Genomic DNA, 23721 nt, shown 5'->3' with positions numbered 1-23721 from the left:
CCGGAAGCGCGCCGGCGCCCGCGGGGCGGCCGGGCCCGAGCTTGCAGCCGCGGGCCCGGGTCGCTTAAACCAACCCATGGCGTTGATCGACGACAGCGCGCCGGCCGTCGCCGCGCCGCCCGTATCCAGGCCGGCCGCGACCCGGCCGGCCAACGGCCCCTCCCAGAACCTCTCCACCCTCGCCTATGCCTCGCTCTCGGCGATGATCCGAGACCACCGGCTGAAGGGCGGCGAGACCATCCTGGAGGCCAAGCTGGCCGAGGCCCTGGCCATCTCCCGCACCCCGCTGCGCGAGGCGCTGCAGCGGCTGGAGGGGGAGGGCATGGTCGTGAAGAACGGCAGCCGCTCCTACATGGTGCGCGGCGTCGACCTGGCCGAGTACCTCTACAGCCTGAAGGTCCGCGAGATCGTCGAGCCGGAGGCGGCGGCGCTGGCCATCGGCCGCGTGCGGGCTGAGGAGATCGAGGCGGTGCGCGACGCCATCCTGGCGCTGGGCCAGGCGCCGGACTGGGACCGGCACGCGCACTGGAAGGTGGATGCCCGGCTGCACGAGCTGTTCATCGCCGCCTGCGGCAATCCCGTGCTGATGCAGATGGTCCGCCAGCTCCGCGCCACGACGCACCTGTTCGAGATCGCGCGCCTGCGCGACCGGCTGCAGCCGGACAATCTGGAGCACCTCGCCATCCTCGACGCGCTGGCCGCCGGCGATGCGCGCGCGGTGCGCAAGGCGACGCAGCAGCACCTGCGCAGCCTGCACGCCTTCGCCCTGACCGTGGTGAGCTGACCGCGGCCGGCCGCGTCAGGCCGGCAGGGTGAGCAGGCGGCGCGGCGTCTCCACCAGCAGGGTCCCGATCTCCGCGGGCGAGAAGCCGCGGTCGCGCATCAGCGGCACCACGTTGCGCGGGATGTGGCCATAGCCGTGGCCGCCGTGGCGGCACAGGCGGGAGCGGGTGCAGATGTCATGCGACAGGGCGACCCGGCCGCCCAGCCCCACCTCGAAGAAGCGGCGCAGGAAGCGCAGGCGCATCCAGTCGTTGGGCAGGTCGGCCACGCCCATCCAGTAGTTCGACATCTCGATGCCGAAGAAGTCGTACTCCACCACGCAGCCGCGCCGGGCGAGGGCTAGCGCCGGCTCCACCGAATCCTCGTAGGTGCGGTCCATGTGGTCGATCACCACCCGCGACGGGTCGGCGCCGGCCGTCTCCAGCACGTCCAGGATTTCGCCCGGCGCGTCGGGGTGGCGGCCTGGATGCACGGTGATGGCGGCGCCGGTCGCGCGCTGGGCGTCGGCGGCCGCCTGCAACGCCCGCCGCTCGGCGGGGTGCAGCGGCCAGGAGCAGCCGATCTCGCCGATCAGGCCGCAGCGGATCGCCGTGCCCCAGGCGCCGTCGCGGAGCTGGCCCAGGATGCGCTCGGCCATCGCCTCGCGCGGCAAGGCCAGCGTCGCCGCGTCCAGATAGGGCGCGGTGTAGAAGCCCGCGCCCATCACCACCGCCACCCCGCTGCGGCGCGAGACCTCCGCCAGCCCCTCCGGGTCCGGGCAGATCCCGCCCGTCGTCACCTCGACGATGGCGCCGCCCCCCGCCGCGGCGAAGAGCGCTGCCTCCTCGGCCGCCAGCGCGACGTCCTGCAGGCGATGATTCCCGGGATAGGCGCCCGGGCGGTAGTTCACGTCGAAGGCGTTGCCCAGGGTGATCTCCGCCGCCGCGCCGCCGCGCTGCCCCGGGGGCGTCAGGTCGCAGAGCAGGTGCTCGTGCATCAGCACCTGCCCCAGCCGGTCCGGGGCAAGGGGGCCGAGAACCGTCATCACCTGTCCGCCTGGCATGATCCCTCCACCGCGGCCGGCACGGATGGGCCTTGCCGTCGTGGTCGGAGAATGGCATACAAAATGTATACACGAAAGGGCGGTCCGGTTCGTCCCGGCCGGCAAGGGGGTGCTGCGATGACCGAGTTCCGAACCGGCCTGACCGATCTGCCCGCCACGGCGGGACGCCGGCGCCTGCTCCAGGGGGCCGCCGGACTGGCTCTCGCCACGGGACTTCCCGCCGCGGGGCGTGCGCAGGGCACAGCAAGAATCGCGCCGCCGAACATCATACGCGCCAACACGCTGGTGATGTCGATCAACCCGACCCTGCCGCCGCTTCAGTTCGTCAACGACCGCGGCGAGCTGCAGGGCATGCGCGTCGAGCTCGGCAACATGGTCGCCAAGGAGCTGGGCCTGACGCCGGAATACGTCCGCATCGAGTTCGCCGCGATGGTCCCCGGCCTCGCCGCGAAGCGCTGGGACATGATCAACACGGGCATCTTCTGGACCGAGGAACGGTCGAAGATCATGTACATGGTGCCCTATGAGCGCGCGGCGGTCAGCTTCCTCGCGGCCAAGGGCAACCCGCTGGGCATCCAGAAGTGGCAGGACCTCGCCGGCCGCGCCGTGGGCGTGGAGCTGGGCGGCATCGAGGAGTCCCGCACCCGCGAGGTCGACCGCATGCTGAAGGCGGAGGGGCTGAAGGGCCTGGACATCCGCACCTTCAACAACTTCGCGGAAGCCTTCCAGGCGCTGCGCGCCCGCCAGGTGGACGCCGCCACCAGCATCGACGCGACGGCGATGTACTGGCAGGAGCGGGGCGACTTCACCCGCGCCATCGCCGGCCTGTTCCCGCAGACGGCGACCTTCGCCTTCGCCAACCGCACGCTGGCGAACGAGGTGGTGGCCGTGCTCAACGCGCTGAAGGCCGATGGCCGCTACGGCGCGCTGCTCGACCGCTACGGCGTGCTGAAGATCGAGGAAGATCAGTTCGCCATCCGCGGCCCCGGCCCGGGCTGAGGCCCGGGCCGAGGTCAGGGCGCGTCCGATGGCATGGAACTGGTCCGGCTTCTGGGGCTACTTCACCAACACCTACCTGCTGGGCGGCGCGCTCGTCACGCTGGGGCTGACCGCGGCCACGCTGGTGCTGGGCTTCCTGCTCGGGCTGGTGCTGGTCTGGATGCGGCTCTCGGGCTGGACCGTGCTCGCCTGGCTGGCGCGGGCGCATGTCTGGCTGTTCCGCGGCACGCCGCTGCTGGTGCAGCTCATCATCATCTACACCGGCCTGCCGCAGCTCGGCATCGCGCGGCTCAGCGTGCTGGAATCGGCGCTGCTGGGCCTCGTGCTGAACGAGGCCGCCTACCTGGCGGAAATCCTGCGCGCCGGCATCCAGTCCGTGCCGCGCGCGCAGCGCGACGCGGCGAACGCGCTGGGGCTCAGCCGGGCCAGAACCTTCCTGCTGGTCGTCGCGCCGCAGGCGCTGCGCGTCATCGTGCCGGCGCTGGGAAATTCGGTGAACGGCCTGCTCAAGACCACCTCCATCGCCTCCGTCATCTCCATGGAGGAGCTGCTGCGCCGCGGCCAGATCCTGATGCAGCAGCGCTTCGAGGTGCTGGAGGTCTTCACCTGCATCGCCATCATCTACCTGGCGATGACGACGCTGTGGGACCTCGTGCAGCGGCGGATCGAGGCCCACTACAGCAAGTCGGACCGGCAGGTCGCCGGCGCGGCCCAGGACCTGGCGGCGACGGAGCGCTGAGGCCCGTGGCCCGCCATGCCCCGGGGCACCTGCGCGTCGCCGTCCTGGGCGCCGGCCGCATCGGCCTGCGCATCGCCGGGCGGCTGGACGGCGGCCCGGAGGGGCCGGAGCTGGTCGCCCTGCTCGCCCGGCCGGAGCAGCGCGCCGCCCTCGCCGCCCGCTTCGGCGCGGCCCGCATCTGCACCCGGCTGGAGGAGGTGCTGGCGCGCGCCCCGGACGTGGCCGCCGAATGCGCCTCCGCCCGGCTGCTGGCCGAGGCCGGCCCGGCCCTGCTGCGCGCAGGCACCGACGTGATCCCCCTCTCCCTCGCCGCCTTCGCCAATCCGGCGACGGAGCGCGCCCTGCTGGCGGCGGCCGGGGCCGGCCCGGGGCGGCTGGAGATCCCCGCCGGCGCCATGGCCGCGATCGGCTTCCTCGCCGCGGCGCGCGAGGAGGGGCTGCACGCCGTGCGGCTGTGCGTGTCCTACCCCCCGACGCGCCTGGCCGGCACCCCGGCCGAACCCGCCCTGGCGGGGCTGGCGGCGCCGCGCACGGTCTTCGCCGGCACGGTGCGGGAAGCGGCCGCGCTCTTCCCCCGCCATCTCAACGTCTCCGTGGGCGTGGCCCTGGCCGGGCTCGGCCTCGACCGCACGGAACTGGCCCTGGTCGCGGATCCGGGGATCGGCCAGTGCCGATTCGTCCTGTCGGCGCGCGCCGCGCCGGGCGACATCCACCTGGCCGTCGAGGGCCGCGACCGGCCCGTGGAGGAGGATCCGGTGGACCACACCACCTTCTCCGTCATCCACCTGCTGCGGCGCCGGATGGCCCGGCTGGCGGTCTGAACGCCCGAGTCTCACCGCCGCCGCCGCCCGTGGCCCGGCCGTCGGTCACGGCAGCCCCGCCCGCCTCACACGGACGGTGCGATGCCTCGATCCGTGCCGGCGCGGGGAGGCGCTCGTTCCCCGGGGGCAAGGCGCTGCCTCGCCCCCGTACCCCCACTCCGCCAGGACCCTGCGGGCCCTGGACCCGATCAGCGCTGCCGCGCGGCTGTCTGTGACGGGGTCACAGCGCCGAGGAGCCATGCTCCTCGGCGGGTACGGCCGCAGCACTCGCTGACGCCTATGACACTTTCTCAGAGTCCCGCCTGTCCGCGCTCCGTCAGGGTTCAGCCCGCAGGCTGACACCCACCGGAAGCACCAAACTCCCAGCGGGGTCCGGGGCCCGCTTGTGGCCCCGGCAGGGGAGGGTCTGGGAGGGGACGGCGTCCCCTCCCGGTCCCACGCTGGAACACGGCAGTACGCCGGGTCATCCTGTCGTCGGTGTCAGGCGCACCAGCCACGGATCAGCTGGGCGACGACATCGACGGCGCGGGCATAGTCCGCCACGTCCACCCATTCGTCACGGCTGCCGTTCTGCGTCAGGTCACCGCAGAGCGGACCCAGGCCGACGCAGGGAATGCCGTGCTGCACCATCGGGTTGCGGATATCGGAGGCGGTGTGCAGCGGGTTTACCTGCGGCGGGGCGCCGGTGGCGGCCTCGACGGCGCGGGCCGTCTCGATCCAGAGGGGATGGCCCTGCGGCACCTCGGCGCCGGTGACGCCGGAGAGCCATTCGATCCGCGGCGGATGCTGGCGCAGCCAAGGATCCGCCGCCACGGCTTCCGCCACGGCGGCCTCGACCTCCGCCTGCACGGCGGTCAGGCGCTCGCCCGGCGGGAAGGACAGCGCGGCGGTGAGGGTGCAGTCCAGCGGCACGCGGCCCGGCTTGCCGCCCCCCTCGATGCGCGAGAGCAGCAGGTTGGTGGAGCGCCCGATGGCCGCCTGCAGCGCCGGGTGCCGCACCCGCTCGCCGCGGCGCGCATCCAGCGCGCGCAGGGCCGCGGCCAGCGGCAGCATCCGCTCGATCGGATTGACGGCGGTGTGGGCGAAGGCGCCGTGGCCCGGCTCGCTGGCCTCGGGCTGGCGGCCCTCGACGCGGATGCGGAAGATCAGCTGGCCGGAGGCGAGGGCCTTCACCTCGCGCATGCCGACACCCGATTCCGCCGGGTGCAGGTAGACGGCGGCATCGGCCCGGTGGCCGTGGTGCATCGCCGCGTGCACGCCACGCGCGTGCCGCTTGCTGGGCGTGCTGGCCAGGATGACGTCGCCGCGCAGGGGGCCGCCGGCGGCGGCGCGGCGCACGCCCTCCACCATCATCGCGACCCCCGCCAGGTCATCGGCGACGCCCCAGCCGTGCAGCCGGCCATCCGCGACCGTGCCGGCGAAGGGGTCGTGGCGCCAGCCATGCTGCGGCTGGAAGGCCTCGCCGTCGGGGTGGGCGAAGAGGATCAGGCTGCGGCCGCCACCGGTACCGGCCAGGCGGGCGATGACCGCCTCCCGTTCCTCCGTCGCGATGGCGCCCTCGCCGGCGAACTCCTCGCGCAGCGGCACTTCGGCGGGGCGGTAGCGCAGGCGGTCCACCGTGCAGCCGGCGGCGGCGAAGCCCCCGGCGACAAGCGCCTGCACCGCGGCCTCGCCATCCCGCTGCGCTGCGATCAGCGCCCGGAGGAAGACGACGGCCTGCCCGGCCTCCTTCGTCCCAGCCTGCCCGTCCGCCATAGGCCCTCTCCTCGGATCCGGCCGGGAGGATCGGCACCTGTCCCGCTGCTGTCAATCTTCTGGATGCAAATTGCATACAAAGAGAACGCAGTTCGCACGCAAGGGATTGCACGCGCCGGAGTCTTCCCGCCACTATCGCGCCGCATCATGCGAAGGGTCGAGCCATGGACAGCGTGATCGGGCGGCGCGGCGTGCTCGCGGGGCTGGCGGGGACGGCCATGCTCCCCGCCCTCCCCGCCGTGGCGCAGGCGCCCGCCGGCCCGCGCGGCACCGTCACCGCCTCGCTGCTCGGCAACCTCCAGAACATCCACCCCTGGCACGTCGGCAACATCGAGACGGGGGCGGCGAACCTGCTGGCCTTCTCGAACCTGCTGCGCATCGCCCCCGACGGGTCCCTGGAACCGGACGTCGCTACCGCCCTGCCGCAGGTCAGCGCGGACGGGCTGACCTACACCTTCGAGCTGCGGCGCGACGTGCGCTTCCACAACGGCGACCGGCTGACCGCCGGGGACGTGCTCTACACCTACGAGCGCTACCTCGCGACCGCGCGGCGGCGGCAGAACCTGGAGCGCTTCATCAAGTCGGTCCGCCAGGACGGCGACCACGTGGTGACGGTGGAGCTGTCCCGCCCCTTCGCCGGCTGGCTGCGCCTGCTGGGCTACGAGCTGGCGATCGTCCGCCGCGGCACGGACGTGGAGAACCAGGAGGCGACAGGCGAGAGCCTCTACCGCGGCTCCCGCCTGGCCGGCAGCGGGCCCTACATCCCGAAATCCTTCCAGGCGGACGTGGCGGCGGAGTTCGAGGCCAATCCCGACTACTTCGGCGGCCCGCCCCCGGCGCAAACGGTGCGGCTGGTGCGCGTGCCGGACGCGGCGACGCAGCTCGCCAACCTGCGGGCCGGGACGGTTGACATCATCTCCAACTGCCCCGCCAAGGACTTCGCGCCGATGGCGGCGACACCGGGCTACGGCGGCGGCAAGCGGCCCTCGGCCGGCATCTTCTACATGCCGATGAACCGCGCCAAGCCGCCCTTCGACAACATCCACCTGCGCCGCGCCGTCTCCTGCGCGATCGACCGCGACTATATCTGCGAGGAGATCTATTCGGGCCTTGTCACCCCCTCCTCCCTGCCGGCGGCGCCGGCGGAATACTGGTACGAGGAGGATCTGGCGAAGGTCCACGCCTACGACCCGGACAAGGCGCAGTACCACCTGAAGCAGGCGGGCCTGCCGCGCGGCTTCGCCTTCGAGGCGATCATCCCCGTCCCCAGCGCCTATGTCGAGGCGCGCGACGCCGCGGTGGTGATGCAGGCCAACCTCGCCGAGGTCGGCATCCGGATGAACATCCGCCAGACGGACTTCGTCTCCATGTACCGCAGCGCGCAGAACGGCGACTGGTCCGCCTTCCCGCATCCGTCGATGCAGTCGAGCGTCGAGGACTACCTGATCTTCAACAACTACCACTCCTACGGCGTGCAGGCGCGCTGGATGGGCGGGCTCGGCCCCGGCTACGACGCGCTGGTGGAGGAGGCCTTCCGCAGCGTCGACCCCGCCCGCAAGAAGCCCGCGCTGCGCAAGGTGACGGAGGTGCTGGTGGACCAGGCGCCGGCGCTGTGGATCGGCCGGCTGAACGCCTATCACCTCTGGCGCGGCGACGTGACGGGGATGGAGCCGCGCTACTCCTTCTTCATGGACCTGACCAGGGCGGGCAAGCGGGCCTGACCGACCGGCCCGCATGCTCCGCTTCGCCGTCCTCCGCGCCGCCACGCTGGCCTTCGTGCTGTTCGGCGCCAGCCTGGTGATCTTCGGCGTGCTGCGCGCCCTGCCCGGGGACCCCGCGATCGGCATGGTCACCGCCAACGCCACGCCGGAGGCGATCCAGGCGATGCGCGAGCAGCTTGGCCTGCACCGGCCGCTGCACGTGCAGTACCTCGCCTGGCTCGGGGCGGCGCTGCGCGGCGACCTCGGCCGTTCCTTCTTCTACGCCGACAGCGTGGCCACGCTGATCCGCCAGCGCTTCCCCGTCACCCTGCACCTCGCCCTCGCGGCCCTCGCGGTGGCGCTGCTGGTGGCGGTGCCGGCGGGGGTCTTCGCCGCCACGCGCAAGGGCCGCTGGGGCGACCACCTCTCCCGCCTGCTGGCGCTCGCCGGGGTCTCCATGCCCGTCTTCTGGCAGGGGCTGCTGATGATCCTGCTGTTCTCCGTGGTGCTGGGCTGGCTGCCGCCCGGCGGCTACGTCGCGCCCTCCGAGGGGCTCGGCGCCTCGGCCGCGCATGTCCTGCTGCCGGCGGTGGCGCTGGGCACCGCCTATGCCGCCACCATCACCCGCATGCTGCGCGCCTCCATGCTCGACGCGCTGGGGCGGGACTACGTCACGGTGGCGCGGGCGCTGGGCGTGCCGGAGCGGGTGGTGGTCTGGAACGACGCGCTGCGCAACGCGCTGATCCCGACCCTGACGGCGGCCGGCTTCTCCTTCGGCACGCTGCTGGCGGGGGCGGTGCTGACGGAGGTGATCTTCAACATCCCCGGCATGGGCCGCCTGCTCTACGAAAGCATCCTGGCCCGCGACTACCCGCTGGTGCAGGGGCTGGTGCTGACCAACGTCGCCGTCTTCGTGGCCATCAACCTGTCCCTGGACCTGCTCTACGCCGTGCTCGACCCCCGGGTGCGGGGATGAGGGTGCGGGGATGAGGGCGCAGGGATGAGCGCGGTCCCCTTCCCCGCCCTGTCCGCCTCGCCGGCCGGGCGCGGCCTGGCGCGGATGCTCGCCGTGCTGCGGCGCGACCCTCTGGCGGTGCTGGCCTTCGCCTTCCTGCTGGCGCTGCTGCTGATGGCGCTCTTCCCCGAATGGTTCGCCGGCCGCTCCCCCGTCCGCACCTCCCGCCTGCGGTTACTGCCGCCCTCCTGGGAGTACTGGATGGGCACGGACCAGTTCGGCCGCGACATCTGGGCCCGCTGCGTGCACGCGGCGCGCATCTCCCTCCTGGTCGGGGTGGTGACGGTGGGCATCGCCCTGGCGCTGGGCGTGCCCACGGGGGCGGTGGCGGGCTTCCGCGCCGGCTCTCGGCTGGATGCCGCGCTGATGCGGCTGATGGACGTGCTGATGGCCTTCCCGCCGATCATCCTGGCCATCGCCGTCGTCTCGGCCCTGGGCACCGCCGACATGGCGTGGGGGCCGCTGGCCGTGCCGCACATCGCCAAGGTGATGGCGGTGATCGGCGTGCTGAACGCCCCCAAGGTCGCCCGCATCGTCCGCGCCGCGGTGATGGTGGAGCGGCACGAGCAGTACGTGCTGGCCGAACGCGCCCTGGGCAGCCCGGAATGGCGCATCGTCTTCCGCGACGTGCTGCGCAACTGCGTCTCGCCCGTCGCGGTCTACGCCACGCTGCTGGTGGCGACGACGATCCTGACGGAGGCGTCGCTCTCCTTCCTCGGGCTCGGGGTGCAGCCGCCGGACCCCTCCTGGGGCGGGATGCTGGCGGACAGCCGCACCTACGTCATGTCCGGGCAGTGGTGGCTGACCGTGCTGCCGGGGCTGATGATCTTCCTCACCGTCTGCGCGCTGAACCTGGCGGGCGACCTGCTGCGCGACCTGCTCGACCCCGCCCAGCTCACGCGGGGGGCCGATGGCTGAGCCCCCGGCGGAGCCGCCCCTGCTGGCGGTGCGCGGCCTCGTCACCCGCTTCCGCACCCCCTCGGGCACCATCCGCCCCTCGGACGGGGTGGACCTGACGCTGCGCGCGGGGGAGGCGGTGGGGCTGGTGGGGGAATCCGGCTCCGGCAAGTCCGTCACCGCCCGCGCCGCCGTGCGGCTGGTCGAGCCGGCGGAGGGGTCCATCGCCTGGCGCGGCCGCGACCTGCGCGCCATGCCGCCGGCCGAGCTGCGCGCGTTGCGGGCGAAGCAGATCGCCATCGTCGTGCAGGACCCGGCGGCCGCGCTGAACCCGGTGATGACGGTGGGCGCCCAGGTCACCCGCATCCACCGCCTGCACCTGGGCAGCGACGCCGCCACCGCCCGCGCCGCCGCCGTCGCCCTGCTGCACCGGCTGCGCATCGCCGATCCCGAGGCGCGTCTCGCCGCCTATCCGCACCAGCTGTCGGGGGGGATGCGGCAGCGCGTGCTGATCGCCATGGCGCTGATCTGCCGCCCCGCGCTGCTGATCGCCGACGAGCCGACCACGGCCCTGGACGTGACGGTGGAGGCGGAGATCCTCGCCCTGCTGCGCGAGCTGCGGCGGGAGATGGGGCTGGCGCTGCTGCTGATCTCGCACGACCTCGCCGTGGTCGGGCGCCTGACCGACCGCGTCGCCGTGATGTATGCCGGCCGCATCGTCGAGGAGGGACCGACCGCGGCGCTGCTCGCCGATCCGCGCCACCCCTACACCCGCGCGCTACTGGCGGCGGTGCCGCGCGGCACGCGGGCGGCCGCGCCGGATGGCGCACGGATACCCGTGCCGGATGGCGCGCGCAGAGAAGGCCGGCTGCCGGCGATCCCGGGAGAGCCACCCGACCTCGCCGCCCTGCCCCCCGGCTGCCCCTTCCAGCCGCGCTGCCCCCTGGCCGCCGAGCCCTGCCGGGTGCCGCAGCCGCCGCGCCCCGCGGGGCCGGACCGCTCCGCCGCCTGCTGGCGCGCCGCCGCATGAGCCTGCTCTCGCTCCAGGGCGTCTCGCGCCACTATCCGCTGCGCCCGCCGCTGTTCGGCCGCGCCCGGCCGGACGCGCCCGCGGTGCGCGCCGTGACGGAGGTCTCGCTCGACATCGCCGCGGGCGAGATCCTCGGGCTGGTGGGGGAGAGCGGCTCGGGCAAGTCCACCCTGGGCCGTCTGGCACTGCTGCTGGAGCCGCTGACGGCGGGCACGGTGCGCTTCGCCGGCGCCGATCCCGCCGCCGACCCGAAGGGCTTCCGGCGCCAGGCGCAGATGGTGTTCCAGGACCCGCAATCCTCGCTGAACCGGGGGATGCGCATCGGGCGCATCCTCGACTCGCCGCTCGCGCTGCATGCCGGCCTCGGCCGTGCCGCGCGGCGGCAGCGTGTCGCGGAGCTGCTGCGTCTCGTCGGCCTGCGCCCCGAGCATGCGGAGCGCTATCCGCACGAGCTCTCGGGCGGGCAGCGCCAGCGCGTGGGCATCGCCCGCGCGCTGGCGGTGGACCCGCGCTTCGTGGTGCTGGACGAGCCGACCAGCGCGCTCGACGTCTCCATCCAGGCGCAGGTGGTGAACCTGCTGCTGGACCTGCGCGAACGGCTGGGCCTCACCTACCTGTTCATCTCGCACGACCTCAAGCTCGTCCGCTGGCTCTGCGACCGAATCGCCGTGATGTACCTGGGCCGCATCGTGGAACTGGGGCCGGCCGAGGCGCTGTGGGCGGCGCCGCGGCATCCCTACACGCGCATCCTGCTGGCCAGCGCCGCCGAGGGAGAGGCGCCGCCGCTGGGGGGCGAGATGCCGAGCCCGGTCCACCCCCCCTCCGGCTGCGCCTTCCACCCGCGCTGCCCCGCCGCCGGGCCGCGTTGCGCCACGGAGATGCCGCGGCTGCGCGAGGCGGGCGGCGTCGCCGTGGCCTGCCACCTGCACCATGGCGGGACCGGGGACGGCGGGAGGGAGGAGTGACCGCACGCTGCCGCGCCGCCTGACCGGTTTCCAGGCAGCCCGTGCCCTTCCGGCCGGAAAGGCGGCAAAGCCGGTTGCCAGACACGGGCACCGCCTGCATTGTATGCAAATTGAATTCAAATCGTGTTCGGGAGTCTTGCCGCATGCCCTCTGGCCCAGCCTCCTCCCTGACCCGCCGGACCCTGCTCCAGGCGGCGGGCGCCGCGGCCCTGGCGGGCCAGGCCGCGGCGCAGGCCCCGATCACGCTGCGGGTGATGACCCTCCAGCGCGCGCCCGGGCAGCTCAAGGCCTACGAGGCCATGGTGCAGGGCTTCGAGGCCGCCAATCCCGGCATTAAGGTCTCCATCCTGCCGGTGTCGCAGACCGACCTCTGGCCCAAGCTCGCCGCCGCCTATGCCGGGGGCGACGTGCCCGACCTGGTGCTGCAGCTCACCTCGGAGAACGCCGTCTCCCTCTACGGCCAGGGGCTGATCCTGCCGGTGGACGACGTGGTCAAGGCGGTGGGCGAGGAGGATTTCGAGCCGGCCGCGCGCAACCTGTTCAAGGACAAGGGCAGCTACTTCGCCGTCCCCGCCTCGAACAACTGCGTCTCGCTGCTCTGGTACCGCACCGACCTGCTGCAGGAGGCGGGCCTGTCCCCGCCCCGCACCTGGGCCGAGCTGGTCAACGTCGCCCGCAAGCTGACCAAGGGCGAGGTCTATGGCGCCTCCCTCCCCTACGGGAAGACCGCCATGACCAACAGCATCACCTGGACGCTGATCTACCAGGCGGGTGGGCGGGTGATCGCCCCGGACGGCTCCGTCACCTTCAACTCCGACGCCACGGTGGCGGCGCTGGAGTTCCTGAAGGAGATGCACCCGTTCTGCCCGCCGGGGGCGAACCGCTACGACTTCTTCGATGTGCTGAACGCCTATGTCACCGGCCAGGCGGCGAGCTGCATGTACACCGGCCGGGCGATCGGCAACGTGAACGCCGAGAACCCGAAGCTGGCGGACAGCATCTCCGTCGTCCCCTTCCCGCTGCAATCCGCCGACCGTCCCTGGTGGTCCGGCGCCTTCGAATGCATCGTCATCCCGAAGGCCGCGAAGAACGTCGAGGCCGCGAAGAAGTTCGCCGCCTGGAACTTCCGCAAGGACACCTACATCGACTTCATCAACGCGACGCCGGGCCACCAGATCCCGATGCTGCGCTCCGTCAGCAGCAGCCCGGAATATCTGGGCCACCCGCTGCTGGTGAAGTACCGTAAGGAGTTGGACACCAGCATCGACACGCTGGCCCGGGCGCACGCGACCTGCAAGCCGACCGACGACTACCCCCTGATCGCGCGGGCCGGCGAGATCCAGAACAGCGGCATCTTCGCCGAGACCATCCAGCGCGTGGTGATCGAGGGCATGCCGCCGAAGCGGGCCGCCGCGATGGGGCAGGACCGGCTCGCCCGCCTGCTGCGCTGACGCGCCATGCTCGACCGCGACCGGGGCCTCGGCTACCTGCTGCTGACGCCCACCGTCCTGCTGCTCGCGCTGCTGCTCGGCTGGCCGCTGGTCCAGGCGGTGATGCTCAGCTTCTACGAGATGCACCCGCTGACGCGGCGGCTGGTCTATGTCGGGCTGGAGAACTACCAGGACATCTTCGGCGACGAGATGTTCTGGCAGGCCCTGGCCAACAACTTCATCTGGCTGGCCGGGTCGCTGATCCTGCAGATCGGCGGCGGCGTCGCCGTGGCGCTGCTGCTGCATCGCAGCTTCCTCGGCCGCGGCCTGGCGCGGTCGCTGATCCTGTTCCCCTACCTCATGCCCGTCCTGGTCGCGGCCCTCGTCTGGCAGTGGATGCTGCACGACACGAACGGCATCGTGAACGTCCTGTGGCAGGGGATCGGCCTGCCGCGCGTGGACTGGTTCGGCGCCATGCCCAACGCCATGATCACCGTCATCGTCGTGGGAAGCTGGCGCGCCTTCCCCTTCGTGGTCATCGCCGTGCTGGCGCGGCTGCAATCCATCCCCGCCCAGCTCTACGAGGCGGCGGAGCTGGACGGCGCCTCGCGCTGGTCGCGCTTCTGGGACATCACCATGACCCAGCTCGCCGGCGTGCTGTCCGTGGTGACGCTGCTGCGCGCGGTCTGGGACTTCCGCGAGTTCGACCTGATCTTCCTGATGACGGGCGGCGGGCCGGTGATCGGCACCACCACCCTGCCGCTGCTGGTCTACAAGGAGGGCTTCGAGCTCTTCGCCATGGGCCGGGCGCTCGCCATCGCCGTGGTGATGCTGCTCTGCATGCTGGTGCTGATCGGCCTCTACTTCCGCGCGCTGCGGCGCATGCCCTCTGCCGAGGAGGCGGATTCGTGATCCGGCTCGAACGGGCGTTCTGGACGGGGCTGACCTGGCTGGTGGTGGTCGCCACCGCCTTCCCGCTGTTCTGGATGCTCGGCAGCGCCTTCAAGACGCCGGAGGAGCTCTTCGCCAAGCCGCCCACCTTCCTGCCCCGCGCGCCGACGCTGAAGAACTTCGCCGACGTGCTGGGCGGCACCAACTTCCTCACCTATGCCGGCAATAGCCTGATCGTCGCCACCGCCACCACGGCGATCGTGCTGGTCATCGTGACGCTCGGCGCGCATGCGATGACGGCCTTCCGCCTGCGCGGCCGCAAGACCTTCGCCCGCGCGCTGCTGCTCGCCTACATGATGCCGACGACCGCGGTGCTGATCCCGATCTACCTGATGATCGCGGGGCTGGGCGTGGCCAATACCCTGCCCGGGCTGATCATCGCCTATACCAGCCTGGCCCTGCCCTTCGGCCTGTGGATGATGCGCGCCTTCTTCGCGAACATCCCGCCGGAGCTGGAGGCGGCGGCCACCATCGACGGCGCTTCCCGCCTCGGCGCCTTCTTCGACGTGGTGCTGCCCCAGGCGGTGCCGGGCATCATCACCACCGGCGTCTTCACCTTCCTGCTCTGCTGGAACGAGTATCTCTACGCGCTGGTGATGATCAACGACGACGCGCGCCGCACCCTGCCCACCGGCATCATGGGCACGCTGGTCACGGGCTACGCGATCGAATGGGGCATGGTGATGGCGGCCGCGACGATGATGAGCGTGCCGCTCCTCCTCGTCTTCCTGCTGCTGCAACGCTACGTCGTCCAGGGCTTCGGCGCCGGCGCGATCAAGGGGTGATGACTTGAGCGAGATTCGGCTCGAAGGCGTGCAGAAGCGCTATGCCGGCGGCGCCGTCGCCGTGCAGGGCCTGGACCTGACCATCGCCGAGGGCGAGTTCCTGACGCTGCTGGGCCCGTCCGGCTGCGGCAAGACCACCACGCTGCGCATGATCGCGGGGCTGGAGACGCTCTCGGCCGGGCAGATCCGCTTCGGCGCGCAGCGGGTGGACACCCTGCCCCCGGCAAAGCGCAACATCGCCATGGTCTTCCAGAACTACGCCCTCTACCCGCACCTGACGGTGCGCGGAAACCTGGAATACCCGCTGCGCAAGCGCGGCGTGCCCACGTCGGAGCGGCAGGCGATGATCGACCGCACCGCCCGCCTGCTGCACATCGACGAATTGCTGGACCGCCGCCCGCGCCAGCTCTCGGGCGGGCAGCAGCAGCGCGTGGCGCTGGGCCGGGCGATGATCCGCGATCCGGCGGTCTTCCTGTTCGACGAGCCGCTCTCCAACCTCGACGCCCAGCTCCGCTCGGTGATGCGGGCGGAGCTGATCCGCCTGCACGCCCGGCTGAGACGGACCATGGTCTACGTCACCCACGACCAGCTGGAGGCGATGACCATGTCCACCCGCATCGCCGTGATGTTCAAGGGCGAGCTGCAGCAGGTGGGCACGCCCGCCGAGATCTACGGCCGGCCGGCCAACCGCTTCGTGGCGGGCTTCGTCGGTACGCCCGCGATGAACTTCTGGGACGCGACCCTGGCCGATGGCGTGCTGCGCGGACCGGCGCTCGCGGACATCGCCCTGCCGGAGGCGCGCGGCGGCGGCCCCGTGCTGGCCGGCATCCGCTCGGAGCACATCGCCCTGGGCGAGGGCCCCGACCGCGGCGAGGTGCTGGTGGTCGAGGCGCTGGGGCACGAGACGCTGGTGATCCTCTCCGCCGGCGGCACGGAGCTGACCGTCCGCGCGCCCGCCGACCTGCCGCTGCGTCCCGGCGAGGTCGTCCCCTTCGCCGTGCAGCCAGGACGCCTGCACCTCTTCGACCGGACCACCGGCCTCCGCCTCTGAACGCCGCCAGCCAGGATCACGCCGCCATGCCCGACCTCCTCCTCACCAACTTCGCCCTGCTTGACGTCGCGGCGGGCGAGCTGCGCAGCGGCCACCAGGTGCTGGTGCGCGGCAACCGGATCGCGGCCGTGGAGCGCGGCGCCATCGACGCCCCCGGGGCGCAGGTGCTGGACCTCGGCGGCCGTACCCTGATGCCCGGGCTGATCGACTGCCACGTCCACATGGCGCCGGGCGCGGTGCTGAACCAGCCGAAGCTGCCGCTCTCCTTCGTCGCGGCGCGCGGCGTGATGTGGATGCGCGAGATGGTGAGCCGCGGCTTCACCACCGCCCGCGACGCCGGCGGCGCGGATGTGGGCTACCGCAAGGCGGTGGAGGCGCGGATCAGCGTCGGGCCGCGGCTCTTCGTGGCTGGGCGCGCCATCAGCCAGACGGGCGGCCACGGCGACAAGCGCTGGCCGTCGGAGCCGGGCTGCAACTGCTTCTGCGGCGAGTCCATGGCCTCCATGTCGCGAATCGCCGATGGCGTGCCGGAATGCCGCAAGGCCGTGCGCGACGAGCTGCGGATGGGCGCGAACCACATCAAGGTCATGGCCGGCGGCGGCGTCAGCTCGCCCTCCGACTCGCTCTCCCACCTGCAGTATTCCGACGAGGAGCTGCTGGCCATCGTGGACGAGGCGGCGCGGCAGAACACCTACTGCATGGCGCATGTCTACACCGCCCCGGGCATCCGCCGCGCCGTGGAGCTGGGCATCCGCACCATCGAGCACGGCAACTTCCTCGACGACGAGACGGCCGGCGTCATGGCGGCGCGCGGCGCCTTCCTGGTGCCGACCCTGGTGACCTACCGCGTCGACGGCGCGAACGGCGCCAAGATCGGCTTCACCGAGGAGGTGATTCGCAAGAACGACGAGGTGCTGGAGGCCGGCACCCGCTCGCTGGCCATCGCAGCCCGTGCCGGGGTGAAGATCGCCTACGGCACGGATCTGGCCTATTCTTCCAAGGTCCACCAGCCGGAGGAGTTCCTGGTCCGCGCCGAGGTGCAGAAGCCCGCGGATATCCTGCGGAGCGCCACGCTGGTGGGGGCGGAGGTGCTGAACATGGCCGGGAAGCTCGGCGTCGTCGCCCCCGGCGCCTTCGCCGACCTGCTGGCGGTGGACGGCAACCCGCTCGAGGACCTCGGCGTGCTGCAGCAGGAGGGCGCCGCCATGGCGGTGATCCTGAAGGACGGGGCGTTCATCAAGAACACCCTCGCCGCCTGAATCCGGCAGCCCGAAGCCCTTAGTTCAGCCGCTGCCGCAGTTCCTCGGCCAGGCTGCGCATGCGCTCCGCGGCCTCGCCCTCGGGCACCAGCTCCAGGAAGCGGTCGAGGCAGGCGATGGCGGCGCCGATCCGGTCCAGGCGCTGGTTCATCAGCCCCGCCTCGCGCCACAGCACGGCGGCATCGGGCGCCAGGCGCAGCATGTCCTCGGCGCAGGCCAGGGCGGAGTCCAGCCGCCCGGCGCGCAGCCGCCGGAGCTTCAGGTTGTTCTGCAGCCGCAGCAGCACCGCCCGCTTCCCCATCGGCGCCAGCAGGCCGGGGCGCAGCTCCGCCTTGGGCCCCTCCACTCGCTTCAGCAGGGCTCGCAGCTCGGGCGCGGAGAGCGGGACGCCACCCTCGAAGGGATCGAGCACCGACTGTCCCCGCGCGCCTTCCAGCGCCACCAGGAAGTGGCCGGGGAAGTCGATGCCATGGGCGGCCCAGCCCGCCGCCTCCGCCGCATGCAGCCACAGGATGCCGATCGCCACGGGCAGGCCGCGCCGCCGCTCCGTGACCCGGATCAGGTTGGCGTTGTCGGCGTCGTCATAGCTTTCGCTGTCGCCGACATAGCCATGCGAATCATGGATCACGCGCGCGAGGACCTCGCGCCGCGACGGGGCGTCGCCCGCTTCGGCCGCCGTATCCTCCAGCGCGGCCGCGACCGCCTCCCGCGCCAGTTCGGACAGGCGGGCCTGGGCGGCGCGCCAGTCCGCTTCCGGCGCATCGATGCGCGCGAACTGCAGCGCCACCGCGACCAGGTCGAGCTCCGGGTCCGGCAGCTCCCCCGCCGCCTCCAGCGCCGCCCGGGCCTCGGCCTGCTCCTGCGCGGGGTCGGTCATCGCCGGACGGTCAACCCACCGCCGGCGGCACCATGCGGCCGAGCGGACGGCCGCCGAAGAGGTGGACGTGGAAGTGCGGCACCTCCTGTCCGCCATCCGATCCGATATTGGTGAGGGCCCGGTATCCCTTCGCCTCCAGCCCATGCTCGCGGGCCACCGCGCCGACGGCGCGCCAGAAGCCGGCGATCTCCGCATCGCTCGCCCGTGCCGAGAAGTCGGCCAGGGAGATGTAGGGACCGCGCGGGATCACGAGGATGTGCACCGGCGCCTGGGGCGAGATGTCATGGAAGGCGATGGCCCATTCGTCCTCATGGACCCGCTTGGACGGGATCTCGTTGCGAAGGATACGGGCGAAGACGTTGCCATCGTCATAGGACGGCAGGCCGGTCATGGACATGGTGCTGCGCCTCCGGGATCAGCGCCCTTCGTGCGGCGAGCCAAGGCCCGGCGCAAGGGGGTGGGACTGCGACGCCCGGCAAGGAGCCGGCCCCCCTGTCCGTCCACGCCCCTTATGCCACCGAGGCAACCGCCACCGGCGGGCGCAACAGCCGCGCCACCAGGGACGGTGCATTGGGCATGCGTCTGGCTCCCCGACGGCGCCCGGGGCCGAGGGTGCGGCCCCCTGGACCATTCTTCGTCCCTACCGGGATGGCTGCCCCGCCTGCCGACGCTGATGTCCCGCGAGGCGAAGGTCCTCATCGAGGCCGTGTCCCGGGCGTTGGTGTAGGAGCTGATCGCCGGATCTGAGGCGGTCACCGCGGTGGTTCATGGCAGGGTTGGGTTGCTGGACCTCAGCCCCTTGCTTTGGACCGACCACGATGACCGATGAGACGATGGCCCTTCGGGGCCTGCTGGAGAAGTCTGCCGACGCGACCTTCCTGCGGGAGATGGTCGGCTTTGCCGCCGGGCGCCTGATGGAACTGGAGGTGGGCGAGCTGACGGGTGCCGCCCACGGCGAGCGCAGCCCGGACCGGCTGGTGCAGCGGAACGGGTATCGCGAGCGGGACTGGCAGACCCGGGCGGGGACGGTCGAGTTGCGGATCCCCTGCCTCCGGCGCGGTTCTTACTTCCCGGCGTTTCTGGAGCCCCGGCGGCTGGCGGAGAAGGCGCTGACGGCGGTGATCCAAGAGGCTTACGTCCAGGACATCTCGACGCGCTCGGTGGATGACCTGGTCCGGGCCATGGGGCAAGGCCTATGACAGCAATGCGCTACGCGGCCTCATCGCAGGCATGAATGCTACGGCCGTCATCCCATCCAACCGGTCCCGCAAGATCGCCATCCCGCACGACACCGTCCTCCACAGGCAGCGCAACCGCATCGAGCGATGCTTCAACCGCCTAAAGCATTTCCGACGCTTCGCTACCCGCTACGATCGGCGCACCATCCACTTCGCCGGCTTCGCAACCCTCGCCGCCTGCCTCTTCTGGATGAACTGATTGTCGATCCGTCCTAGTTCGGTCGGACGCTGGATTTAATCTCGCCGTGGTATCTCGGCCAAAACATCAAGGGCAGCAACTAAAGTCTCCGATCTAATTATTTGATTTTATTAATAAAACTTGAGCGGCGGCGGGAACCGGGAACTGAAGTTCTCTGGGGCTTAGGACGTCCAGCGGCCTCACCCCACACCCGGCAGCATGGTTGGATTCTGCTGCGCTATCTCGCGGATCACTGCATGCGCCTCCGCGATGAACAGCGTCGCGGCTGCGGTCGGCCGCCGGTGGCGCAGCGTCGCGGCGACGACCGGCAGGTGCCAGCGCGGCAATGCGATCGGCAGCACGCGCAGCCAGGGCAGTGGCGGCGCCAGCAGCACGGCCGAATCCGGCATGAAGGTCAGGTAGCGCCGCGATTGCAGCATGCTCAGCCGGAAGTTCATGGAATCGCTGACGATCGGGCGCTCCGGCGGCGCCAGGCCGGCCGCCGCGAAGGCGTGCCGCACTGGGCTGCCCTCGGCCATCTCCGGCTGCGCGATGATCCATGGCGCATCAACAAGTTCCGCCAGCCGCGCCTTCCGCGCCCACGGGCTGCCTTTGCAGGTGACCACCAGCAGCCGCTCGTGCATCAGCGGTTCGAACTGGAAATCCGGCCCTGGATCCGAGGTGTGGGCCCGCGCGACCCATATATCGACCCGCCTTTCCCGCAGCGCGTCCATGCGCGACGTCACCGTGCCCGAGGCCATGGTGACCCGCATGCGCGGATAACGCTGTACCAGGCGTTCGATCACCCGCGGCACCAACCCCGCCTCGTTGACTGGCGAACTCGCGATGCGCAGCGTCGCCGCATTGGGATCGGCGAGCGTCGCCAGATCCGCCACGCCTTGGCGCAGCTCGTCGAACACCGCCCGCGCACGGTGCAGCAGCGCCTCGCCATATTGGGTCGGCACCACGCCATCCGGTGCGCGATCGAAAAGCGTTACATCCAACGCGCGTTCGAGATCGGCGATGGCCCGCGACACCACGGGGCGCGAGACCGCCAGCCGCGCCGCTGCCTTCGCCATGGAGCCTTGCTCCGCGACGGCGAGGAAGACATGCAGGTCGCGCGGGCTGAGCCGACGCCCGATGCGGTCGGTCCATTCCATGGGGGTAGCCTAGCCGCTAATCGGGCGTCCTGAAATAGAACTCCCCGCTACGCCTCTGAGCACGGCAAGCATGGGCTTCAGCTCTTGCCGATGGAGGCCGCCGGATGAGCGATGCCCGACTGTCCCGCCGCTGCTTGCCTGCGCTATTCCTCGCAGGGCCGGCCCTGGCCGGCACCGCGCTCGACCGGCCGGCGCGCATCATCGTCGGCGCGGCGCCTGGCGGCGGCGCCGACCTGGTCGCGCGCATCCTCGCGGAGCACCTGACTGGCCGCTACGCGCCGCAGGTGATGGTCGAGAATCGGCCCGGCGCCAGTTCCCGCCTCGGCGCTGAGGCGGTGAAGGCGGCGGCGCCGGACGGCACCGCGCTGCTGCTCTGCCCGATGCCGGTGCTGGCGCTGTTCCCGCATGTGCTGCCGCGCACCACGCGCTACCACCCGATCACCGACTTCACGGCCGCGGCGACGGTGGGTGAGCTGGCCTATGGGCTGGTCGTGCGGCGCGACCATCCGGCGTCCGACCTGCGCGGCTTCATCGACTGGGCGCGGGCCAAGGGCGAGGTCACCTTCGCCCCGCCGGTCGCCGGCGCGCCGCAGCACATGCTGGGGCTGGCGCTGATGCGCGCGGCGGGGCTGGACGTCACCGTGGTCACCTACCGCGCCAGCACACTGGCCATGCCGGACCTCATCGCCGGCCGGCTGGATTGCTACATGAGTCACATGGCGGAACTCGCCCCGCAGATCCGCGGCGGCCAGGCGCGGCTGCTGGCGGTCAGCGTCGAGCCCCGCCTGCCGGGCTTCCCCGATGTGGCGACCTTCGCCGAACAGGGTTTTGCGCAGCTCACCGCCAGCGAGGCCTTCGTCGTGATGCTGCCGGCCGCCGCGCCGCCGCCGGTGGTCGCGGCGCTGAACGGGGCCGTCGCCGCGGCGGTGGCGGAACCGGCGGTGCGGGACAGGCTGGCGCAGTTGCAGATCGCGCCCAAGGTGCTCTCCCCCGCCGAGACGGCGGCGCGTCTCGCGCGGGAATTCGCCGCCTGGGGACCGGCGGTGCGCGCCTCCGGCTTCACGCCCGAGGAGTAGCGCCATGCTGCGCCTGGAGATGCGCCAACAACGCCCGCACCCGCGCCGGCCGCAGCCGGTCGCGCGGATAGACGGCGTGCAGCGAGGGCCCCTCGAAGCGCCAGCGCGGCAGGACGCGCATCAGCCTGCCCTCGGCCAGCGCATCGGCCACCAGCATCAGCGGCAGCCGGGTGATGCCGATCCCCGCCAGCGCCCAGTCCCGCACCTGGAAGGCCGAGGAGGTCCGCACGCGGCAGGCCAGCGTCACCTCATGCCGCCGCCCGGCCTCGTCCCACAGCGCCAGCACTTGCCGCTCGCCGCCGAAGCCGGCAAAGCCGATCCAGGCATGGCGGCCGAGATCGGCCAGGCTGCGCGGCGCGCCGCCCGCCGCATCGAGATAGAAGGGCGCGGCGCAGAGCACGCCCTCATAGGCGCCGATCCGCCGTGCCACCAGGCCGAGCTCGGCACCGCGCAGCCAGCCGAAGCGGAAGGCGACGTCGATGCCCTCCTGCCGGGGATCGACGATGCGGTCGGTCGCCGCGACATCCAGCCGCAGCGCGGGATGCGCGGCGAGGAAGCCGGCCAGCAGCGGCACCAGCACCGCATCCGCCATGCCCACCGGGCAGGACAGGCGCAGCGTGCCGGCGAGGGCATCCTCGCCCCCACGGGCGGCGGCGATGGCGGCCTCGGCCTCGCCGCGCAGCCGGCGGCCGGCATCGAGCAGGCGCTCGCCGGCCGGGGTCGGCCGCGCGCCGCTGCGCGAGCGGACCAGCAGCCGAACGCCGAGCTCCGCTTCCAGCGCGCTGATGCGCGTGCTGACCGAGGATTTCGCCGCGCCCAGCGCGGTGGCGGCGGCGCTGATGCCGCCGGCGCTCACCACGCGGTCGAGCAGTGCGAGGTCGCCGAGCAGGGTGTCACGGATCGCCATGGTTCGATCTGGCCGAAGGATGCGTTCAGAATCAAGAACGCTGTGGCGCGTGGTGGCTGGCTATCCTTGGCGGCGACGCCCTCGCTCCGGAACCGCCGCACCATGCCCGATACCCCGTCGCTCCGCCGCCGTGCCCTGCCGGCGCTGACCCTGCTGGCCCTCCCCGCCATTGCACGGGCCCAGGCGTTTCCCGCGCGGCCGGTGCGGCTGGTCACGCCCTTCGCCGCCGGCGTCGGCGCCGAGGCGACGTTGCGCCTGTTCGCCGACAACCTGTCCCGGCGCCTGGGTCAGCCCGTGCCGGTAGAGAACCGGCCCGGCGGCGACGGCGTGGTCGCGGCCATGGCCTTCCTCGGCCTCAACGACGACCACAAGGTCTTCTTCTCCTTCGCCGGCCCCTTCACGGTGAATCCCTTCACCATCCCGAACCTGCCCTATCGGCCGGAGCAATTCGCCCCGCTCTCCACCGTCGCCATCGACCACATCGTCATCGCCGCCGCGCCTTCCGTGCCGGCCAGCGATCTGACGCAGGCGGTCGCGCTGGCGCGCCGGGATACGCTCGCCTGGGCCTCCTCGCCGGGCGGCATCGCCATCGCCTTCGCGGGCTTCGCGGCGGCGCAGGGGCTCACCCTGACCCGCGTGCAGTATCGCGCCGTGCCGGAGATGCTGAACGACCTTTCCGAGGGACGGCTGCATCTCGCGGTGATGCCGCTCGCCACCGCCTTGCCGCAGGCGCAAGCGGGGCGGCTGAAGCTGCTCGCCGTGACCAATGCGACGCGCTCCCCGGCCGCGCTGGCGGTGGCGACGGCGGCCGAGCAGGGCTTCCCCGCCTATGTCTTCGAGGGCTTCGTCGGCGTCTTCGCCGATGCCCGCCAGCCCGCAGCGGTGCGCCAGGCGCTGGAACAGGCGGCGCGCGAGGTGGTCGGCGATGCGGCCTTCGCGGCCCGCGTCGGGGCTGCCGGGCAACTCCCCTTCGCCGGCGGCGCGGACGATCTGGCCGCGCGCCTCGCCGCCCAGCGCGCTCTGGTCGAGGCCGGCCTGCGCCACCTGCCATCGGGAGGATAAG

Annotated in this window: 23 protein-coding genes and 1 pseudogene; 18 read left to right on the top strand and 6 right to left on the bottom strand. The window is 72.2% G+C overall.

All coding sequences use genetic code 11. From position 1 onward, the window contains the following. Positions 1-76: 76 nt before the first annotated feature. Complete coding sequence (locus LPC08_RS01180) at positions 77-784, top strand: GntR family transcriptional regulator (RefSeq protein ID WP_230450909.1); 708 nt, start codon at positions 77-79, stop codon at positions 782-784. Between the two features lie 15 nt (positions 785-799). Here LPC08_RS01180 and LPC08_RS01175 read toward each other — a convergent pair whose 3' ends face one another. After that, positions 800-1825, bottom strand: coding sequence for a phosphotriesterase family protein (locus tag LPC08_RS01175; protein WP_230450908.1), 1026 nt, complete (start codon positions 1823-1825; stop codon positions 800-802). A gap of 117 nt (positions 1826-1942) precedes the next feature. Between LPC08_RS01175 and LPC08_RS01170 the strand changes: the two genes are divergently transcribed. Genes LPC08_RS01170 through LPC08_RS01160 form a run of 3 tightly spaced genes read left to right on the top strand, consistent with a single transcriptional unit; the run spans position 1943 to position 4384 of the window. Continuing rightward, positions 1943-2824, top strand: a complete 882-nt coding sequence (locus LPC08_RS01170; RefSeq protein WP_230450907.1) for an ABC transporter substrate-binding protein — start codon at positions 1943-1945, stop codon at positions 2822-2824. Between the two features lie 28 nt (positions 2825-2852). Then, a complete protein-coding gene (locus LPC08_RS01165) occupies positions 2853-3563 on the top strand; it encodes an amino acid ABC transporter permease (RefSeq protein ID WP_230450906.1) in 711 nt (236 codons plus the stop codon). A gap of 5 nt (positions 3564-3568) precedes the next feature. Continuing rightward, the gene (locus tag LPC08_RS01160) at positions 3569-4384 is read left to right on the top strand and encodes an aspartate dehydrogenase domain-containing protein (RefSeq protein ID WP_230450905.1); all 816 of its coding nucleotides are present in this window, start codon (positions 3569-3571) and stop codon (positions 4382-4384) included. 480 nt (positions 4385-4864) lie between these two features. Here the strand turns inward: LPC08_RS01160 and LPC08_RS01155 are convergent, their stop codons facing one another. Then, positions 4865-6139: a M20 family metallopeptidase gene (locus LPC08_RS01155; protein WP_230450904.1), complete on the bottom strand. Its 1275-nt coding sequence runs from the start codon at positions 6137-6139 to the stop codon at positions 4865-4867. Positions 6140-6303: 164 nt separating this feature from the next. Between LPC08_RS01155 and LPC08_RS01150 the strand changes: the two genes are divergently transcribed. The 10 genes from LPC08_RS01150 to LPC08_RS01105 all read left to right on the top strand — a co-directional run bounded on the left by LPC08_RS01150 (position 6304) and on the right by LPC08_RS01105 (position 17222). Further along, complete coding sequence (locus LPC08_RS01150) at positions 6304-7860, top strand: ABC transporter substrate-binding protein (protein WP_230450903.1); 1557 nt, start codon at positions 6304-6306, stop codon at positions 7858-7860. 13 nt (positions 7861-7873) lie between these two features. Next, positions 7874-8815, top strand: coding sequence for an ABC transporter permease (locus LPC08_RS01145; RefSeq protein WP_230450902.1), 942 nt, complete (start codon positions 7874-7876; stop codon positions 8813-8815). Positions 8816-8839: 24 nt separating this feature from the next. Beyond that, the gene (locus tag LPC08_RS01140; protein ID WP_230450901.1) at positions 8840-9772 is read left to right on the top strand and encodes an ABC transporter permease; all 933 of its coding nucleotides are present in this window, start codon (positions 8840-8842) and stop codon (positions 9770-9772) included. Continuing rightward, a complete protein-coding gene (locus LPC08_RS01135; protein WP_230450900.1) occupies positions 9765-10781 on the top strand; it encodes an ABC transporter ATP-binding protein in 1017 nt (338 codons plus the stop codon). The genes LPC08_RS01140 and LPC08_RS01135 overlap by 8 nt, the downstream gene beginning before the upstream one ends. Next, a complete protein-coding gene (locus LPC08_RS01130) occupies positions 10778-11746 on the top strand; it encodes an ABC transporter ATP-binding protein (RefSeq protein ID WP_230450899.1) in 969 nt (322 codons plus the stop codon). Before LPC08_RS01135 ends, LPC08_RS01130 begins: the two co-directional genes overlap by 4 nt. A gap of 143 nt (positions 11747-11889) precedes the next feature. Next, complete coding sequence (locus LPC08_RS01125) at positions 11890-13197, top strand: ABC transporter substrate-binding protein (RefSeq protein WP_230450898.1); 1308 nt, start codon at positions 11890-11892, stop codon at positions 13195-13197. A 6-nt stretch (positions 13198-13203) separates the two neighbouring features. Continuing rightward, positions 13204-14088: a carbohydrate ABC transporter permease gene (locus LPC08_RS01120; RefSeq protein WP_230450897.1), complete on the top strand. Its 885-nt coding sequence runs from the start codon at positions 13204-13206 to the stop codon at positions 14086-14088. Next, positions 14085-14912: a carbohydrate ABC transporter permease gene (locus LPC08_RS01115; protein WP_230450896.1), complete on the top strand. Its 828-nt coding sequence runs from the start codon at positions 14085-14087 to the stop codon at positions 14910-14912. The genes LPC08_RS01120 and LPC08_RS01115 overlap by 4 nt, the downstream gene beginning before the upstream one ends. Positions 14913-14916: 4 nt before the next feature. After that, on the top strand, positions 14917-15963 hold the full coding sequence (locus LPC08_RS01110) for an ABC transporter ATP-binding protein (protein ID WP_230450895.1): 1047 nt from the start codon (positions 14917-14919) through the stop codon (positions 15961-15963). 26 nt (positions 15964-15989) lie between these two features. Then, entirely contained in the window at positions 15990-17222 is a 1233-nt protein-coding gene (locus LPC08_RS01105) for a metal-dependent hydrolase family protein (RefSeq protein WP_230450894.1), read from the top strand. Positions 17223-17241: 19 nt separating this feature from the next. Here the strand turns inward: LPC08_RS01105 and LPC08_RS01100 are convergent, their stop codons facing one another. Both LPC08_RS01100 and LPC08_RS01095 read right to left on the bottom strand, forming a co-directional pair. Next, a complete protein-coding gene (locus LPC08_RS01100; RefSeq protein WP_230450893.1) occupies positions 17242-18099 on the bottom strand; it encodes a SirB1 family protein in 858 nt (285 codons plus the stop codon). A 10-nt stretch (positions 18100-18109) separates the two neighbouring features. Beyond that, positions 18110-18496: a histidine triad nucleotide-binding protein gene (locus tag LPC08_RS01095; protein ID WP_230450892.1), complete on the bottom strand. Its 387-nt coding sequence runs from the start codon at positions 18494-18496 to the stop codon at positions 18110-18112. Between the two features lie 421 nt (positions 18497-18917). Here LPC08_RS01095 and LPC08_RS01090 point away from each other — a divergent pair. Further along, positions 18918-19286: pseudogene (locus LPC08_RS01090) on the top strand (transposase); the annotation flags it as partial. A 43-nt stretch (positions 19287-19329) separates the two neighbouring features. Beyond that, positions 19330-19536, top strand: coding sequence for a hypothetical protein (locus LPC08_RS01085; protein ID WP_370643278.1), 207 nt, complete (start codon positions 19330-19332; stop codon positions 19534-19536). 179 nt (positions 19537-19715) lie between these two features. Here LPC08_RS01085 and LPC08_RS01080 read toward each other — a convergent pair whose 3' ends face one another. Next, on the bottom strand, positions 19716-20675 hold the full coding sequence (locus tag LPC08_RS01080) for a LysR family transcriptional regulator (RefSeq protein WP_230450891.1): 960 nt from the start codon (positions 20673-20675) through the stop codon (positions 19716-19718). Positions 20676-20779: 104 nt separating this feature from the next. Here LPC08_RS01080 and LPC08_RS01075 point away from each other — a divergent pair, with 104 nt between their 5' ends. After that, a complete protein-coding gene (locus tag LPC08_RS01075) occupies positions 20780-21751 on the top strand; it encodes a Bug family tripartite tricarboxylate transporter substrate binding protein (protein ID WP_230450890.1) in 972 nt (323 codons plus the stop codon). Here the strand turns inward: LPC08_RS01075 and LPC08_RS01070 are convergent. Next, complete coding sequence (locus LPC08_RS01070) at positions 21735-22658, bottom strand: LysR family transcriptional regulator (RefSeq protein ID WP_230450889.1); 924 nt, start codon at positions 22656-22658, stop codon at positions 21735-21737. The genes LPC08_RS01075 and LPC08_RS01070 overlap by 17 nt on opposite strands. A 102-nt stretch (positions 22659-22760) precedes the next feature. On the opposite strand from LPC08_RS01070, the gene LPC08_RS01065 reads away from it, so the two are divergent. Next, positions 22761-23720 (top strand): Bug family tripartite tricarboxylate transporter substrate binding protein, encoded by a 960-nt coding sequence (locus tag LPC08_RS01065; RefSeq protein WP_230450888.1) that lies wholly within the window; start codon positions 22761-22763, stop codon positions 23718-23720. The last annotated feature ends 1 nt before the right edge of the window (position 23721 follow it).

This window comes from Roseomonas sp. OT10 (assembly GCF_020991085.1).
Lineage (GTDB): Bacteria > Pseudomonadota > Alphaproteobacteria > Acetobacterales > Acetobacteraceae > Roseomonas > Roseomonas cutis.
Note: the sequence above shows the minus strand (reverse complement) of the source record. Positions and strands in the feature narration are given on the sequence as shown.

Excerpts from the sequence above, each read along its gene's own strand:
- LPC08_RS01075 (WP_230450890.1), top strand. The coding sequence starts at position 20,780 with ATGAGCGATGCCCGACTGTCCCGCCGCTGCTTGCCTGCGCTATTCCTC.
- LPC08_RS01095 (WP_230450892.1), bottom strand. The coding sequence starts at position 18,496 with ATGTCCATGACCGGCCTGCCGTCCTATGACGATGGCAACGTCTTCGCC.
- LPC08_RS01100 (WP_230450893.1), bottom strand. The coding sequence starts at position 18,099 with ATGACCGACCCCGCGCAGGAGCAGGCCGAGGCCCGGGCGGCGCTGGAG.
- LPC08_RS01180 (WP_230450909.1), top strand. The coding sequence starts at position 77 with ATGGCGTTGATCGACGACAGCGCGCCGGCCGTCGCCGCGCCGCCCGTA.
- LPC08_RS01085 (WP_370643278.1), top strand. The coding sequence starts at position 19,330 with ATGAATGCTACGGCCGTCATCCCATCCAACCGGTCCCGCAAGATCGCC.
- LPC08_RS01140 (WP_230450901.1), top strand. The coding sequence starts at position 8,840 with ATGAGCGCGGTCCCCTTCCCCGCCCTGTCCGCCTCGCCGGCCGGGCGC.
- LPC08_RS01155 (WP_230450904.1), bottom strand. The coding sequence starts at position 6,139 with ATGGCGGACGGGCAGGCTGGGACGAAGGAGGCCGGGCAGGCCGTCGTC.
- LPC08_RS01135 (WP_230450900.1), top strand. The coding sequence starts at position 9,765 with ATGGCTGAGCCCCCGGCGGAGCCGCCCCTGCTGGCGGTGCGCGGCCTC.
- LPC08_RS01070 (WP_230450889.1), bottom strand. The coding sequence starts at position 22,658 with ATGGCGATCCGTGACACCCTGCTCGGCGACCTCGCACTGCTCGACCGC.
- LPC08_RS01120 (WP_230450897.1), top strand. The coding sequence starts at position 13,204 with ATGCTCGACCGCGACCGGGGCCTCGGCTACCTGCTGCTGACGCCCACC.
- LPC08_RS01065 (WP_230450888.1), top strand. The coding sequence starts at position 22,761 with ATGCCCGATACCCCGTCGCTCCGCCGCCGTGCCCTGCCGGCGCTGACC.
- LPC08_RS01080 (WP_230450891.1), bottom strand. The coding sequence starts at position 20,675 with ATGGAATGGACCGACCGCATCGGGCGTCGGCTCAGCCCGCGCGACCTG.
- LPC08_RS01145 (WP_230450902.1), top strand. The coding sequence starts at position 7,874 with ATGCTCCGCTTCGCCGTCCTCCGCGCCGCCACGCTGGCCTTCGTGCTG.
- LPC08_RS01170 (WP_230450907.1), top strand. The coding sequence starts at position 1,943 with ATGACCGAGTTCCGAACCGGCCTGACCGATCTGCCCGCCACGGCGGGA.
- LPC08_RS01130 (WP_230450899.1), top strand. The coding sequence starts at position 10,778 with ATGAGCCTGCTCTCGCTCCAGGGCGTCTCGCGCCACTATCCGCTGCGC.
- LPC08_RS01150 (WP_230450903.1), top strand. The coding sequence starts at position 6,304 with ATGGACAGCGTGATCGGGCGGCGCGGCGTGCTCGCGGGGCTGGCGGGG.
- LPC08_RS01165 (WP_230450906.1), top strand. The coding sequence starts at position 2,853 with ATGGCATGGAACTGGTCCGGCTTCTGGGGCTACTTCACCAACACCTAC.
- LPC08_RS01125 (WP_230450898.1), top strand. The coding sequence starts at position 11,890 with ATGCCCTCTGGCCCAGCCTCCTCCCTGACCCGCCGGACCCTGCTCCAG.
- LPC08_RS01105 (WP_230450894.1), top strand. The coding sequence starts at position 15,990 with ATGCCCGACCTCCTCCTCACCAACTTCGCCCTGCTTGACGTCGCGGCG.
- LPC08_RS01175 (WP_230450908.1), bottom strand. The coding sequence starts at position 1,825 with ATGCCAGGCGGACAGGTGATGACGGTTCTCGGCCCCCTTGCCCCGGAC.